Annotated in this window: 14 protein-coding genes; 4 read left to right on the plus strand and 10 right to left on the minus strand. The window is 36.0% G+C overall.

The features are described 5' to 3' along the window. Positions 1-65 precede the first annotated feature (65 nt). Positions 66-977: a DUF6268 family outer membrane beta-barrel protein gene (locus ACFX5F_RS04385; RefSeq protein ID WP_379850267.1), complete on the minus strand. Its 912-nt coding sequence runs from the start codon at positions 975-977 to the stop codon at positions 66-68. A 238-nt stretch (positions 978-1,215) separates the two neighbouring features. Between ACFX5F_RS04385 and ACFX5F_RS04390 the strand changes: the two genes are divergently transcribed. After that, positions 1,216-1,935 carry a hypothetical protein gene (locus ACFX5F_RS04390; RefSeq protein WP_379850269.1) on the plus strand — a complete coding sequence of 240 codons (720 nt, stop codon included), beginning with the start codon at positions 1,216-1,218 and terminating at the stop codon, positions 1,933-1,935. A 173-nt stretch (positions 1,936-2,108) separates the two neighbouring features. After that, the gene (locus ACFX5F_RS04395) at positions 2,109-2,564 is read left to right on the plus strand and encodes a TerB family tellurite resistance protein (RefSeq protein ID WP_379850271.1); all 456 of its coding nucleotides are present in this window, start codon (positions 2,109-2,111) and stop codon (positions 2,562-2,564) included. A 466-nt stretch (positions 2,565-3,030) separates the two neighbouring features. Here the strand turns inward: ACFX5F_RS04395 and ACFX5F_RS04400 are convergent, their stop codons facing one another. The 9 genes from ACFX5F_RS04400 to ACFX5F_RS04440 form a co-directional block, all read right to left on the minus strand. After that, positions 3,031-3,528, minus strand: coding sequence for a DUF6691 family protein (locus ACFX5F_RS04400; protein ID WP_379850273.1), 498 nt, complete (start codon positions 3,526-3,528; stop codon positions 3,031-3,033). 10 nt (positions 3,529-3,538) lie between these two features. Continuing rightward, positions 3,539-4,108 carry a YeeE/YedE family protein gene (locus ACFX5F_RS04405; protein WP_379850275.1) on the minus strand — a complete coding sequence of 190 codons (570 nt, stop codon included), beginning with the start codon at positions 4,106-4,108 and terminating at the stop codon, positions 3,539-3,541. A gap of 93 nt (positions 4,109-4,201) precedes the next feature. Beyond that, on the minus strand, positions 4,202-4,771 hold the full coding sequence (locus ACFX5F_RS04410) for a TlpA family protein disulfide reductase (protein WP_379850277.1): 570 nt from the start codon (positions 4,769-4,771) through the stop codon (positions 4,202-4,204). A gap of 56 nt (positions 4,772-4,827) precedes the next feature. After that, positions 4,828-6,057: an MFS transporter gene (locus ACFX5F_RS04415; protein ID WP_379850279.1), complete on the minus strand. Its 1,230-nt coding sequence runs from the start codon at positions 6,055-6,057 to the stop codon at positions 4,828-4,830. Positions 6,058-6,149: 92 nt separating this feature from the next. Further along, positions 6,150-6,458, minus strand: a complete 309-nt coding sequence (locus ACFX5F_RS04420; RefSeq protein WP_379850281.1) for a DUF202 domain-containing protein — start codon at positions 6,456-6,458, stop codon at positions 6,150-6,152. 181 nt (positions 6,459-6,639) lie between these two features. Continuing rightward, positions 6,640-6,957 carry a rhodanese-like domain-containing protein gene (locus ACFX5F_RS04425; RefSeq protein WP_379850283.1) on the minus strand — a complete coding sequence of 106 codons (318 nt, stop codon included), beginning with the start codon at positions 6,955-6,957 and terminating at the stop codon, positions 6,640-6,642. Between the two features lie 11 nt (positions 6,958-6,968). Next, positions 6,969-8,369 (minus strand): MBL fold metallo-hydrolase, encoded by a 1,401-nt coding sequence (locus ACFX5F_RS04430; RefSeq protein WP_379850285.1) that lies wholly within the window; start codon positions 8,367-8,369, stop codon positions 6,969-6,971. A gap of 409 nt (positions 8,370-8,778) precedes the next feature. After that, the gene (locus ACFX5F_RS04435; RefSeq protein WP_379850287.1) at positions 8,779-9,633 is read right to left on the minus strand and encodes an EamA family transporter; all 855 of its coding nucleotides are present in this window, start codon (positions 9,631-9,633) and stop codon (positions 8,779-8,781) included. 364 nt (positions 9,634-9,997) lie between these two features. Continuing rightward, positions 9,998-10,765 (minus strand): XRE family transcriptional regulator, encoded by a 768-nt coding sequence (locus ACFX5F_RS04440; protein WP_379850289.1) that lies wholly within the window; start codon positions 10,763-10,765, stop codon positions 9,998-10,000. 89 nt (positions 10,766-10,854) lie between these two features. Between ACFX5F_RS04440 and dinB the strand changes: the two genes are divergently transcribed. Further along, a complete protein-coding gene (gene dinB / locus ACFX5F_RS04445; RefSeq protein WP_379850291.1) occupies positions 10,855-12,036 on the plus strand; it encodes a DNA polymerase IV in 1,182 nt (393 codons plus the stop codon). Positions 12,037-12,040: 4 nt separating this feature from the next. Continuing rightward, positions 12,041-15,097, plus strand: a complete 3,057-nt coding sequence (locus ACFX5F_RS04450; protein WP_379850293.1) for a DNA polymerase III subunit alpha — start codon at positions 12,041-12,043, stop codon at positions 15,095-15,097. Positions 15,098-15,110: the final 13 nt, after the last annotated feature.

A 15,110-nucleotide genomic window follows, 5' to 3' on the forward strand; every position in this document is an offset into this window, starting at 1 on the left:
TTGGAACGGCTTTTTTTATTGGACACTAGTATAAATTGTTGGCAGAAAAGTTTAAAAAAAAATCTTTATTTTTTAATAGTACTCAAGTCAAAACGATAGATAGCTTCCATTTTTAAAAGGATAGTGTTTGATTTATCTTCAAATAATCGGGTACGGTTGTCACCAAATTTTAACGCCAGAATCTGTAAATCAAGTTTTTGATCAATTGGATATACCCTAAACTCGTTTAAAGAATAGCCCAGTTTCAGGCGTATAAGGATTTTATTGTCTAAAACGCTTCGTTGCACATAAGAAGAAAAATCTATCGAATTATTTTCTACATAATTGGAACGGACATTATCCGTTGTCAGTTTGTAACTATTTCCATGACCTAAAAAATCAACACCTATTCTTGTTTTATCAGTCAGACTATAATTGATATCGGCATCATTTGGCATAAAGGCATTTATTTCAAAACGTTTATTCGGACTATGATAATAGAAAGTAATAATGGGAACTACGGACATACCGTAAGCTTCACTGCTGCCGTAAAGTCCTAAACCATAACCAAAATTTTCGTTTCTTTTATACTTTAATAAAGCTAATCCACCCAGATAAATATCTTCAGTGCTGACATTAATATAATCAGATGCCACTTTTGGCAGGAAAAGGTATAGTCCACTCCAGTGTTCGGAATGTTTTACACTCAGACCAGCTCTTAAATTTGTTGAATAAAAATGATTGTTATTAGAATCGGGAAATAATTGTAAGCTATAGCTGCTGAAATTTACACCGGTAACAGCAATATATTTTTCATTTAAAACAACTGGTAAAGTAAGATTTGTTTGAAATGTGGAGATGCTGGTATTAACAGATGAATTTTCAAAAGTAGTTTTTTGAGATTTTCCATAATTTACTGAAAATAGATCTATATATTCTTGAGCGCTACATAAAAAAGGCAATATTAAAAATAACACTTGTATTATTTTTCTTTTCATTTTATAAATTTTGTTGTTATTTAATTACTGTCATATACTCATTCTTAGCAAACGTGCTAATGACCAATTATTTGGCGAATATAATGATATTGTTCTTTTGTAAAATTGGTATTTAATGAATTCAGTAAATTATACAAGTAAACGAGGAATAATTTCGAATCTAAATAAATTGTAATGTTCTCATTATCAGTATTTATTATTATATTTACATCGTAAAAACAACTTAAAAAATAATAGTATGGAAAACTTTAAAAAAAAATTTAAACCGCTTTTGTTATTAGTTTTGGTTGCTTCATTTTTATCTTGTAAAAACAATAAGGCGGAGAAAACGGAGCCCGAAAATGCAATGCAAAAAGGTACTGCTACCACTGTTGCTGTATTTGAGCCTTTTGAAGTAATTGGGATAAAACACAAGGTTGCTGATTATGATAAATGGAGAAAAGAATACGATTCTCATGATTCAATGCGAATGGCTTATGGAATTTCGCATTATATGATAGGGAGAGGAATTGATGATTCAAACCTAATTATGATAATTGATAAAATTAATGATGTTCCAAAAGCAAAGGAATTTAGCGTACTTCCCGATCTGAAAGAAAAGATGAAAAAAGCAGGGGTGATAGGCAAGCCTGAATTTACTTATTATGATGTAGTAAGAAATGATGACACACAAATTGACCAGAAAGATAGATTAATGGTAACACACCGTGTAAAAGATTTTGATGCATGGATCAAAGTATATGATACCGAGGGAACTGCCAAAAGAATGGAAGAAGGTCTCATTGATAGAGGATTGGCTCGAAGTATTGACGACCCTAACATGGTAACTATAGTATTTGCTATCACGGATATGAAAAAAGCAAAATCAAGTATTAACTCTGAAGCAAAGAAAAAACTGATGATGGATGCCGGTGTTGAAGGCACTCCACAAATGTTTTTTTATAAAATAGTAGATTAGTTCATAGGTTTAAACATCTAAAGAACCCTCTTGTTTAGAGCAACGAGAAGGTTTTTTTTTGATGTAGATTTATGAGAATTTGATTTTAACCAAAAAGCAAAATGGTAATTTATTCCTAAAGTATGGCAAAGTGTTACAAGGTTCACAGTAACTTTAAAAAAATAAAATAAAATATGATCTCATCTGATAAATTTCAAGTCAAAAATAATATTGCTGAAAATCCTGTAACCTCAGAATTGGAAGCTTGGGTTGGAATTTTATATTCTTGTATTTCCGCCGATAATCAAATTAAGGATTCCGAAACAGTGGCTTTAACCCGATTATTACATTCCAAAGAAAAATTCATTGGAATCGATGTTGCTCCTCTGTACGCTAAAGCATTTAATCTAAAAATGGAATTGGGGCAATTAAAATACATTTCTGCTTGCTGCGAACTGATTAAAGAAAATGATAAAGAAACGATATTTGCTAACGCACTTGAATTATTACTTGCTGATGGGATATTAGAGGATGAAGAAAAAAACGTAATCGAGGTGTTATCAAAACAACTTAGAATAGATACGGGAATGACCAGTAAAATCATAGAGGTTATCTTCTTAAAAAATAAAGGAAACATTAAAAAAAGATAACCAACTGCTTTAATCTTTCTAACTACGCTTAAAATACTATGTAAGTGATATTAATCAATATTAAAAAGGGGATTTTGATACATCATTCTCCTTTTTAATTGCATAACTTCCACATATTAATTTAATTGCTTACTTTAGATTTGTCAAAATAGTAATTAACAAGTCAATCATAAATAGTACCGTTTCTGGTTACCTTTAAAATCACTCAATCATCAAAAAGAAAATTAAAATAGCCAAACAAAATATTCACGAGAGACTACATCGGGAACCATATTTTACGCACCCCAGATTGAAGTTTATTCCTAATATTGTCGTAAATCTGGTAAGTTTTATTCTTTCGTTTGCCTTCGTAGGTACTTTGCTGTATCTCCTGCTTAACTACTTAGTTAAAAAGTTTTATCATTTGGATTAATTAAAATTCTGTTTTTTGCTTTTGCCAAAAAGGCGACTAAAAGTGAATTATTTTTTAATGAGGAAGTTTGTCTCTAAAATATCCATATACCCAAGTTCCCACTATTGCAAAAAATAGGGTAACAGTCATAACTGTAGCGCCAGTTCCAATTTGTGCAAACAACGGTCCAGGACAAGCTCCTGTTATTGCCCAACCCAATCCAAAAATGAGTCCACCGTAAATTTGACCTTTGTTGAAGGTTTTGTCATGGAACTCAATCTTTTCGCCATAAATGGTTTTAATATTAAATTTTTTTATCAGGAAAACGGAGATTATCCCAACAATAACCGCACTTCCTATGACGCCATACATGTGAAACGATTGAAAACGGAACATTTCCTGAATGCGGTACCAGCTGATAATTTCGGCTTTGATGAAAACGATGCCAAACAACATACCTATAACCAGGTATTTCAAATTGTGATACCATTTGTGTTCTAATTGACTCTCGTTGATACAAACGGTATCTAAGGAACGAGTTTCGAAGTCTGCATTTTGATCTTTAATTTGCATATCAATAATTTTATAGTGAAAGTATAAAGGGTAAAATAAGATTTGCCATAATCAAACCACCAACGAAGAAACAACAAGTAGCTATAAGTGAAGGCATTTGTAAATTAGACAAACCAGAAATTGCGTGACCACTGGTACAACCTCCCGCATAACGAGAACCGAAACCAATAAAGAAGCCGCCAACGACCATCATAAAAAAACCTTTAAGGGTAAGTAAATTTTCCCACGAGAATAATTGTTCCGGTAACATTCCATTGATGTTAGTAACGCCATAAGTTGCTAATTCTGCTTTTAGATTTCCATCAATGCTGATTGGATTTGGATTTGATAAGAAACTAAACGCAATTACACCTCCCAATAAAATACCGAAAACGAAAAACATATTCCAAATTTCTTTTTTCCAATCGTATTTGAAAAATTTAATGTTTGCCGGTAAGCATATGGCACAAGTATGACGTAATGAGGCACTAATGCCAAATGATTTGTTTCCAATGATTAATAAAGCCGGAACTGTAAGTCCCACTAATGGGCCTGCAATATACCAAGGCCAAGGTTCTCTGATTAATTCTAAAATTGACATAATTATTTTTTTATTACTGCAAAGATTGAATATATAAATGAGTTGCTATGTTACTTTTGTCACACAAGAAAAAAATAAAAAATGACAATGATTTTATTTTTTTAGTAACTGGTCTAACTTTCCTCGGAAAGAATCACTGTTCCAATTTGCTGTTCCAATTTTGGCTAAAACAATATTTCCTTGTTTGTCAATGAGAAAAGTGGCAGGTATTGTAGATGATTCCATTTCTACGGGAGGATTTGTAATCGATTGATAGACTGGAAGGGTAAGCTTTTCCTTGCTCATAAACGCATTTGCTCTTTCAAAGGAATCGGTTGTCACAAACAAAAAGATCATTTTATCCTGATAATCAGCATATAATTTTTGGATGCTTGGCATTTCGGCAATACATGGCGGACACCACGTGGCCCAGAAATTAATGAATATTATTTTTCCTTTATATGCTTCGAGCGATACACTTTTTCCCGTGGCGTCTACTAATTGCCATTGATAAGTAGACAGTTTTTTTTGGTCTGTTACAGCAATTGTTTTTGGCGAAAAGGCAATTAATCGGTTTAATTGTATTTTTACAAAAGTGCCCAAAGGACTGAATAGCAGTATTGCTATTAATGCTATAAAAACAATATTTTGCAGTGTTGATTTTTTTAGTGTTTTCCAGTTCATTTTTTTTATATTGAAGTATTGCTTTCTAAAAAGATATGATTTTAATGGTTATGACCTTATTGATTATTTTTTACTACAGTATCTTTTGGCATTCTGATTTCAATAATCAATGATGACATAATGGTGATCAATCCTATCAGTACAATAGCATAATTGACTCCAAATAAATCGGCAGTTATTCCTGAAATAATGGCACCTATCGCATAACCTAAATCTCTCCAAAGCCTGAAGGTGCCAATACTTTCGGCTCTTTGATTCGGATTTGTAGCCTGTGCGATCGCGGATAAAAAGGTAGGATAAACTAATGCTGTTCCTAATCCCAAAAAGGCTGAAATGGTGGCCAATTGATAAAATTCTTCAGCAAAAGGAATAAAAAGAATCGCTATTCCCTGTAGTAACATTCCCCAAAACAGCATCTTTTTTTTCGAATAAACATCTGACATTTTACCGGTAATCAATTGTCCGAAACCCCAAACAGCGGGGTAGATAGCAGTTATGATTCCAATGTTTTGAGAATCGTAATGCAGAGAAAGTAATACAATGGGCAATAATCCCCAGATCATTCCGTCATTCAGGTTATTGACTAATCCAGCTTGCGTTATGGCACTTAATGTTTTGTTTTTGAATGTAGTTTCCAAAAAAATATTATCTAATTTTTCTGTTTTATTAGTCGTGTTTTCTTGGTGTACAAATACTCGTGTATCTTTCACAAAAAGCAAAGTCAATAAAAAACCGGTTATGGAAATTCCGATTCCCAAGTAAAAAGGGTAAGGCGTAATTCCATAATTTTGGGCAATATAGCCAGAGAGAAACGCAACTAATCCAACTGCAAAATACCCGGCAAATTCGTTGAGTCCCATAGCCAGTCCACGATTTTTTTCTCCAACCAAATCAATTTTCATCACCACCGTACTGCTCCAGGTCAGTCCTTGGCTGATGCCTAACAGAATATTGGCAAAAATGACCCAATTCCAGGATTCTGCGTAAATCAAAATAAAAGGGATTGGTAAAGCTAAAAACCAGCCAAATAAGAGTAAATTTTTTCTGCCGAAATAATTCGCCAGCTTACCCGTAAAATAATTGGTGATGGCTTTAGTAATTCCAAAGGCGATTATGAAAGAAAGAATAGCAGTTTTTGATGCAATACCAAATTCAATCTCGGCAAACTTTGGAATAATGGTTCTTTCCATTCCTATCATACCGCCAACAAAGGCATTTATGACGACCAAAATGGTAAACTGTTTCCAATTTTCTTTTAGTCCCAGTTTGGCATTCTTTATTTTCATTTGAGATGGTTATTAATTTTAAAATTGGAAACAGTGATTTGTTTTCAAATCGAATATTCGAATGAACGTTGTTTTTTTATACACGATTTTGTTCACAACTCATAGTATTCCAGTTGATAATCACCAATATGTTTTTTATTTATGGATATGGATTTCTTGTGCTTCAAATAATTGACAGTTCCAAAAACGAAAATGACCAATGAAGCAATAAAAAGAGCAATTTCAATGAGTAAACTATTTTCGACTTTCAACAAATTTTTCAAACTCAGACCCGCAATCAAAAAATACATGGCCGTTCTCAAAAAGGCGAGAAAAGTAGATTGATTAGCCAGTGTCGTTCGTTGTAATGCTAACTTTTCTCTTAAAATTAAGTCTTTATTCATTGCTTTTTTCGTTTCCATGGTATTGTTCATTTTGTATTAATTCTAAAAGAAGTTTATTTTTTATTTCCGCAGGAAGGTACAAATTCAGTTTCTTTTCTTCTACAAAAATCAAATTTCGATTATTAAAAATAATAATAATGGTGCAGTTTAAAACAATTTAATTTATTGCTTTAAACTGCACCTTATTATGGTAAAATAATTATTTGCTGATTGCTTCTTTTACATCTTGCCAGGTACCGCCATTTATGACGTTTTTAAAACCATTCTGTTCCAAAATCATTTTGGCCTGACCACTGCGATTGCCACTACGGCAAAAAACAACAATTTGCTCTTTTTCTTTGAATTTATCTAATTGGTTCGCAACTTGATCCAAAGGTATATTGATAGACCCATTTACATGGCGTTCTGTGAATTCTGACGGCGTGCGCACGTCTACAAGGAACGCACCTTCTTTTATTGATTTTTCCATTTGCATTGTATCTTTTTTAGAAAATATATTTTTAAAAATTCCAAACATAATTGCGTTTTTTAGTATTCAATGGGATTGTTTTGGCTAATCCATTCATTCATTCCAGGGGAATAGTTAAGTACATTTTTGTAGCCATTTCTGGCTAATAAAGAATACGCAATTGCAGCCCTGTCGCCACCTTGACAATGGATTAAAACTTTTTTATCTTTACTAATTTTGTCCAGATTGTTTAGTATAGTGCCTACAAATACGTTCTCAGCACCTTTAATATGACCTGCATTATATTCAGCAGCTCCACGAAGATCCACTACTTGAACGTCCTTATCTTGTTGCAAAGTTTTAAATTCTTCCAATGAAATCTGATTCACCGTCTCTAAAGAACCACCATTTTCTTCCCATATTTTTGTAGAAGGAATGTAACCTTGAATATTGTCAAGTCCTATTCTCATTAGTTTTCGGGTCAAATCATCCAGTTGCGATTCATTTGCGAGCAAGATGAAAGACTCGTCATAAGTCAGCAACCATCCTGCCCAAGTGGCAAACGAATTATTTCCTTGAATGTTGATGCTTCCCGGAATAAAACCTTTGGAAAATTCCGTTTTATCTCTGGCGTCAATCAATTTAGTTCCCTTGGCTAAAGCTGCAGATAACGCTGCATAATCCAGTTGTTTTAATTTTGGAACACTGGTAAGAAGCGGACGATCAACTTTATTTAGTTTTTTCATCATCGCAAAATACTTAGGTGGTTCCGGCTGGTCTTCCAATAAATATTTTACAAATCCAGCTTCATCATTTTTATGTTGGAAAGCCCAGTTTCGTATTTTTTCATATCCTATAGTAGTACTTGGAACCGCTCCTAATGCTTTTCCGCAAGCAGAACCTGCTCCATGGCCAGGCCATACTTGGATAAAGTCTGGTAATGATTCAAATTTCTTAATGGACTGATACATTTGTTTAGCACCAATTTCTTGAGTTCCTTTCATTCCTGCTGCTTTTTCCAGCAAATCAGGTCTTCCTATGTCACCAACAAATACAAAGTCACCAGTGAATAACATTACCGGCTCGTCGCTGGCAGGTGTATCAGTCAAAAGAAAACTGATGCTTTCCGGTGTGTGTCCCGGCGTGTGAACTACTTCTATTTTTAAGTTTCCTAGTTTTAAAATAGCACCATCTTTTACGTCAACATGAGGAAATTCATATTCCCAACCAGGTCCGCCTTCCGCTGAAAGGTACATTTGGGCACCCGTTAAAGCAGCAAGTTCTCTTGATCCGGCAAGGAAATCAGCATGTATGTGTGTTTCTAAAATATGAGTAATTTTCATATTATTTTGTTTGGCAATTTCGAGGTAGGTATCTACATCCCTTTTAGGATCGATTACTGCAGCTACTCCTGCTTTTTGACAGCCAATAAAATAACTTGCTTGAGCAAGACTCTTGTCGTAAATGTGTTCAAAATACATATGGTTTATTTTTAAGTTTCTAATTTATTTGACAAAATTAGTTGATGATTTTATTAATATTGGTGACTAATGTTACATAGAAGTTTATAATCACTACTGAATTTTCGAATTTTTTCTAGTAAGCTTACTTAAAAGAACTCAGGTGAAATAATTATTAATCCTTTCGAAGTCAGAAACTTGGCTAACGATAATTGTACCAAAGGCAGTGTCGATGAGTCCGGGATATTTTTTTTAATTATTATATTGCTTTTTCAGTTTTACAGGAATAAAAAAGTAAAAGCTACTAAAACCTAAGATTTGAGGCTTTCAAAGCAAATTGCACGGATAGTCCAAAGTAGTTTGAACTATATTAGTAATTGGACAAAACTAGGAAATTTTAAAAAAGAATATGAAAATAGGTAAAACTAAATTATATTTTTTTTTGCCGGGAAGTAAGCGTTGCGCCAACTGAGGCTATTATGACAAAAATCACCGCCAATATTTCGTTAACCGTTAAGTATTCTTGTAAAAAAAGTAATCCACAAATAGAAGCAGCGGCAGGTTCTAAGCTCATTAAAATACTGAAAGTTCGTGCAGGCATCTGACCAAGAGCTTTCATTTCTAGTGTAAAAGGTATAGCACTGGATAAAAGTGCCAGAGCAATCCCCAAGCCCCAAAGGCTAGGTGTTAGATTGTTTAGGCCGTTTCCAATTATCCCAAAGGGCACAATAAGTAGGGCAGCAAAGAGCATTCCTGTGGCAACGGCCTCGCCTCCTTCCATGATTTTCGAAATTTTTCCTCCTAAAACAATGTACGATGCCCACAGTGCTCCAGCCAAAAGAGCAAATAGGACACCTACCAGATCTATTCCATTATTTGACCATGGAGCGATTAAAACGATTCCGGCTGCTGCGAGCAATACCCAGAGAAAATCTATTATACGTTTGGAACCCAAAACCGCTACTAAGAGCGGACCTATAAATTCCAAAGTAACAGCTAACCCTATGGGAATTCTTTCTATTGCTAAGTAAAAAATTAAATTCATCGCTCCTAAGGATAAGCCGTAAGGTATTACAAATTTCCATTGCCTAGCAGTAATTTTAGATAGATTTGGCCGGTAAACGGCTAGTAAAATAATGGCCGAAATTGCAATTCGCAAAGATGCAGTTCCTGTTGCGCCTATAATGGGGAAAAGACCTTTAGCTATTGCTGCCCCAGATTGCACGCTAATTATAGCAAAGAGAACTGCAGGTACAGGAGGAATGTTTATTAGTTTATCTTTCATTAGAATGTGAAATATGGTAAGGTAAAACTACAAAAAAATATATGTTAAAATGAGAAGATTTTGCTTCTAATCCTGTAACCAATTTGGTGAGAAAAACGCAACCGTATCATTTGAATCAAAATTATGTTAGATTATTCGAAGCTTTCCGTTTTATAGAATTCAAAGGGTCAAGTAATAGAAAGTAGATTTCTTAAAATTACCGGTATAACAGTAAAATGATCTTTTATTTCTATTGTTAATGTCAATTGACTATAATTTTCGTAATAATTATCCACTTAAGAGCCTTTACCTTTATCTCCCTTTTAATTTAAAGATTGTTTAAGAACGCTTTACAAAATTCATTCTCAATAGTCCGGCGATCTGTCTAAAAAAGTTTTTCCTTCACCTCTCTTACTTCCCGCCTCAAATCCATTAGTACCTCTTTCAAGCTTTCCGGACTCAAATCATCTGGTTTAAATTCTTCGGTAGCAAGACTGCAGGCAAATTCCCAAATTTCAAGAATTTCAGAAGCCTTAACTTCATACGACTTATAATAAGCATTGTCCGAATGAAGCACTAAGGCGTTTTTTCCGTTTTTGTTTAATCGCTTGTAAACAATTCCTTCGTTTTTAGTCAGCAAAATATACGTCTTTCCATCCATAACATCCCCCAGTTTTTCTACATAACGACCTACAATAAAAAACCCACTTTTATGCGGTGGCATAGAATCACCATCAACAGGAAAAGCCCTGAATTTGCCATTGCGTAACCACGGTAACGAAATATGCTGCAGGTTTTCAATAAATTCAGGGTCGGAATAGCCCGTAAGATAACCAGCTCTCGCCTTATGAGGAACAATTTCAATAAAACTCTCCCCTTCCTTATCCACCGTAATAGGCAGCAATATCCGGTTATCCTCGAGTTTTAACAAATCATCCATGGGTATTTTCCGCACATCTACCGATAGCAACAAGTCAATACTAATGTGGTAATAATAAGATATTTTCTTTAGTATTTCATAGGGAGCTTCTGAAGTCCCATCTTCATATTTAACGTATCTCCCTCTAGTTATTGCAAGTGACTCCGCAAGTTTTTCTTGGGAAATTTTTTGTTGCACCCTTAGGTTTCTGATGTTGTCGGAAAATAAAGACATGATGATTTTGTTATAATTTGTAACAACAAATATAATCATATTTGTTACAACCTGTACTAATTTTGTAAAGTATAAAAAAGGAAAGGATTATGGAAAGAGCAATTGTACATATGGATTTAGACACTTTTTTTGTGTCGTGTGAAAGACTGGGAAATTCAAAACTGGAAGGAATCCCTTTAATCATTGGCGGTGGTGACCGCGGTGTAGTTGCTTCCTGTTCTTATGAGGCCCGCACCTTCGGAGTACGTTCCGCAATGCCTATTAAAATGGCATTACGCCTCTGCCCGCAGGCAAAAGTGATGAAAGGCGATATGGAATTATATTCTAGGCTATCGCATGATGTTACTGAAGTGATTCAGGAGAAAGCCCCAGTCGTAGAAAAAGCCAGCATCGATGAATTTTACCTCGATATTACCGGTATGGATAAATTTTATGGGGGTTACAAATGGACCAACGAACTGGCACGATCCGTTACCAAAGAAACTGGTTTACCTATAAGCTTTGCGTTATCGGTAAACAAAACCGTTTCTAAAATTGCCACTGGAGAAGGGAAACCACTGGGAAACCTGGAAATACCGGAAAATAAGGTCCAGCAATTTCTAAATCCACTATCTATTCAAAAAATACCTATGGTGGGTGATGTAACATTTCAGCTGCTGTCCCGAATAGGAATCCGAACGATTCAGACGCTTTCAGAAATGCCGGCAGAAGTATTACAACGAATGATCGGCAAGAATGGCATGGAGATATGGAAAAAAGCCAATGGAATTGATAACAATCCGGTGGAACCTTATTCCGAACGGAAATCAATTTCGACAGAACATACTTTTGAACAGGATACCATTGACATTCAAAAATTGAAATCAATACTTATCGGAATGGTGGAAAAATTGGCTTTTCAGCTGCGTTCAGAAGAATGGCTTACGGCAACTGTTGTATTAAAAATACGGTATGCCAATTTCGACACGGAAACCAAACAATGCAAAGTACCCTACACCTCAGCCGATCATATACTGACCCAGAATGTCACGGACTTATTTGATAAATTATACCAGCGCCGCATGCGACTGCGATTAATCGGAATTCGTTTCAGTGGACTCGTGCGAGGAACCTATCAAATCAATTTATTTGAGGACACTGAAGAAATGGTGTCTTTGTATCAAGCCATGGACAAAATGAAAAGCCGGTATGGCTTTGATGCCGTAATGCGTTGTGCCGGCGCAACATTCAAGCCCAATAACAAGTCTGAAATTTTAAACCGTAAATTATAATTCTATGTACCTCAACTGTCATTCTTTTCATTCCCTGCGCTACGGCACCATACCGCTTACTGAACTGATACAGCAGGCTGTTATTTGTGGGATAAAAACTATGGCGCTGACCGATATTAATACCGTCACAGGGATTTACGATTTCATAAAAGCTTGCGAAGAAGTCAACATCAAACCTCTCGTTGGTATAGAATTTCGCTGCAACCATAAATTACGTTATATCGGCTTGGCCAAAAATGCCGATGGTCTAGCCGAAATGAACCGCTTTCTGACCCAACATAATTTCGAAAATAGATCATTACCATTGGTAGCACCTTCATTTAATAACGTATGCATTATTTATCCTTTCGAAAATAAGCCAACGGAATTAAAAGACCATGAATATGTTGGCATTGCCCCCGAGCAGCTTCCCAAATTGTTTCTTGCGGAATGGCACTTATGGCTTAACAAAATGGTGGTCCTGCAATCCGTCACCTTCCGTACCAAAAGAGAATTCAATCTGCATAAAATCCTTAGAGCCATTGATACCAATGTTATTTTGTCCAGACTTACTGTAGACGATTGTTGCAAGACGTCTGAAGTAATGATTCCCCTGAAGGAATTGCTTTCGAAATTTGAGGAGTATCCGCAAATCATAAGCAACACCGAAAAACTCATTGAAGAATGCCATTTTGAATTCGACTTCAAAACCCCCAAAAACAAAAAGTTCTTTTCCGGAAGTCGAGAAAGTGATATGCAGCTTTTGACCAAGTTGGCTCAGGAAGGAGTATTCAAAAAGTACGGTACTGATAATCCGCAAGCGAAAGCAAGAGTAGAAAAGGAATTAAAGGTAATTGATCAATTGGAATTCAGCGGCTATTTCCTAATCACCTGGGATATCATTCAATACAGTATCAGTCAGGGCTTTTTGCATATTGGTCGTGGCAGCGGTGCCAACAGTATTGTAAGTTACTGTCTTGGCATCACCGACATCTGCCCTATTGAGCTGGATTTGTATTTTGAACGTTTCCTAAATGTGAACCGCAAGAGTCCACCCGATTTTGATATTGACTGGTCCTGGAAAGAACGCGATACAATTCTCCGATATATTTTTGATAAATACGGTGCTGACTATGTCGCTTTTTGTGGTACCAATGTGGAATTTAAATACCGCTCCATATTCCGGGAAGTGGGAAAAGTATTTGGTTTGCCCAAAGAGGAATTGGATCTATTGGCTAAAAATCCCATGCAGTTGCATGATACAAACCCAATCGTAAAGCTAGTTCAGGAATATGGGATGCTGCTCGAAAAGTATCCCAATCAACGAAGCATGCACTCCTGTGGTATATTGATTTCAGAAGAACCGCTTACCAATTTTACCCCTCTTGAAATGCCTCCCAAAGGGTTTCCAATCGTTTTGTTCGACATGCACATTGCCGAGGATATCGGCTTTGAAAAATTTGACATCCTGAGCCAGCGGGGTATCGGTCATATCGACGACAGTGTAAAACTAATCGAGAAAAATAGAGGGATTAAAGTCGATATCCGAAATACATCATTGTCAAAAAATGAGGCTAAGTCCAATCATTTTCTAAGCCATGGAAAAACAATTGGGTGTTTTTATATCGAAAGTCCGGCCATGCGTGGATTATTGCGCCGTCTGAAATGCGATAACTACAAAACCCTCGTAGCTGCCTCCTCTATTATCCGCCCGGGTGTCGCCCAATCCGGTATGATGAAAGAATATATTTTCCGACACAACCATCCCGACAAGTTCGAATATTTTCATGAGGTGTTCAAAGAACAACTCGGCGAAACCTATGGGGTAATGGTTTATCAGGAAGACGTAATAAAGATTGCCTTACATTATGCAGGCCTTCCGGCAGCCGATGGAGATATTCTGCGTCGGGCTATGAGCGGCAAAAAACGCTCCAAAGCAGCATTGCAAAAAGTGAAAGACAATTACATTGCTTGTTGTGCAAAAAAAGGACATCCCTTGAAGTTGAGCGAAGAAATTTACCGGCAGATTGAATCCTTTGCGGGCTATTCGTTCTGTAAAGCACACTCCGCTTCTTATGCAGTCGAAAGTTACCAAAGTCTCTATCTTAAGGTACATTACCCTATCGAATTCATGGTAGCCGTTATCAATAATCAGGGTGGTTTTTACCGTACCGAAGTATACGTACATGAAGCCAAAATGTCGGGTGCAACCATTCAAAATCCCTGTGTAAATAAGAGCGAATACGAAACTACCCTATACGGTATCAAGATCTATTTGGGTTTCATGCATCTCGAAGGTTTAGAAACTAAAATAGCGCATGGTATAATTACGGAGCGGGAGGAAAATGGCGAATTCACATCCCTGGAAGATTTTATCAATCGCATTCCAATAGGTATTGAAGGCATACAAATTTTGATTTTTATAGGAGCATTCCGCTTTACCGGAAAAACAAAAAACCAGTTACTGGTGATTGCCAGACTCATTATGGTCAACTTCAAATCCGAAAATAGAAACCTAATGCTCCTTCAGGAACCAATCAAAGAATATACGTTGCCAATACTCGAGCGCTCCGCTTTTGAAGATGCTTTTGATGAAATAGAGCTCTTGAGTTTTCCGGTTTCCTGCACTCCATTCGATTTACTTCAGACAAAATATCGGGGACACGTAATGGCCAAAGACTTATTAAGTCACCATAAAAAAACCGTAAAGATGCTCGCTTATCTTATTTCCAGAAAACATGTTCCTACCAAGATGGGAGCCATGTATTTTGGAACCTGGGTTGATCATGAAGGGGAATATTTTGACACCGCACATTTTACAAATAGCCTGGAAAAATATCCTTTCAAAGGCGGTGGCTGTTACCTGCTTCTGGGAACTGTTGAAGTTGATTATCATTTTCCAACGATTACCGTTACCAAAATGGCTAAAATGCCTTTCATCCCTGATCCGCGTTATTCCAACACAAGTGACAGGCAATATAAAGTACACGAACAGCTTCGGGAAGATGTCAGCATGACCCATAGGGCACCTTATCCGCAGGAGCATGAAATTAACCTGCCGAGGCATAAAATGAGTACATGATAATAAAAAAGCC

Source organism: Flavobacterium zhoui, assembly GCF_042787235.1.
Classification (GTDB): Bacteria; Bacteroidota; Bacteroidia; order Flavobacteriales; family Flavobacteriaceae; genus Flavobacterium; species Flavobacterium zhoui.

Bases quoted from the DNA above. Each gene is read 5' to 3' on its own strand.
- ACFX5F_RS04385 (WP_379850267.1), bottom strand. From the start codon at position 977: ATGAAAAGAAAAATAATACAAGTGTTATTTTTAATATTGCCTTTTTTA.
- ACFX5F_RS04390 (WP_379850269.1), top strand. From the start codon at position 1,216: ATGGAAAACTTTAAAAAAAAATTTAAACCGCTTTTGTTATTAGTTTTG.
- ACFX5F_RS04395 (WP_379850271.1), top strand. From the start codon at position 2,109: ATGATCTCATCTGATAAATTTCAAGTCAAAAATAATATTGCTGAAAAT.
- ACFX5F_RS04400 (WP_379850273.1), bottom strand. From the start codon at position 3,528: ATGCAAATTAAAGATCAAAATGCAGACTTCGAAACTCGTTCCTTAGAT.
- ACFX5F_RS04405 (WP_379850275.1), bottom strand. From the start codon at position 4,108: ATGTCAATTTTAGAATTAATCAGAGAACCTTGGCCTTGGTATATTGCA.
- ACFX5F_RS04410 (WP_379850277.1), bottom strand. From the start codon at position 4,771: ATGAACTGGAAAACACTAAAAAAATCAACACTGCAAAATATTGTTTTT.
- ACFX5F_RS04415 (WP_379850279.1), bottom strand. From the start codon at position 6,057: ATGAAAATAAAGAATGCCAAACTGGGACTAAAAGAAAATTGGAAACAG.
- ACFX5F_RS04420 (WP_379850281.1), bottom strand. From the start codon at position 6,458: ATGGAAACGAAAAAAGCAATGAATAAAGACTTAATTTTAAGAGAAAAG.
- ACFX5F_RS04425 (WP_379850283.1), bottom strand. From the start codon at position 6,957: ATGTTTGGAATTTTTAAAAATATATTTTCTAAAAAAGATACAATGCAA.
- ACFX5F_RS04430 (WP_379850285.1), bottom strand. From the start codon at position 8,369: ATGTATTTTGAACACATTTACGACAAGAGTCTTGCTCAAGCAAGTTAT.
- ACFX5F_RS04435 (WP_379850287.1), bottom strand. From the start codon at position 9,633: ATGAAAGATAAACTAATAAACATTCCTCCTGTACCTGCAGTTCTCTTT.
- ACFX5F_RS04440 (WP_379850289.1), bottom strand. From the start codon at position 10,765: ATGTCTTTATTTTCCGACAACATCAGAAACCTAAGGGTGCAACAAAAA.
- dinB (WP_379850291.1), top strand. From the start codon at position 10,855: ATGGAAAGAGCAATTGTACATATGGATTTAGACACTTTTTTTGTGTCG.
- ACFX5F_RS04450 (WP_379850293.1), top strand. From the start codon at position 12,041: ATGTACCTCAACTGTCATTCTTTTCATTCCCTGCGCTACGGCACCATA.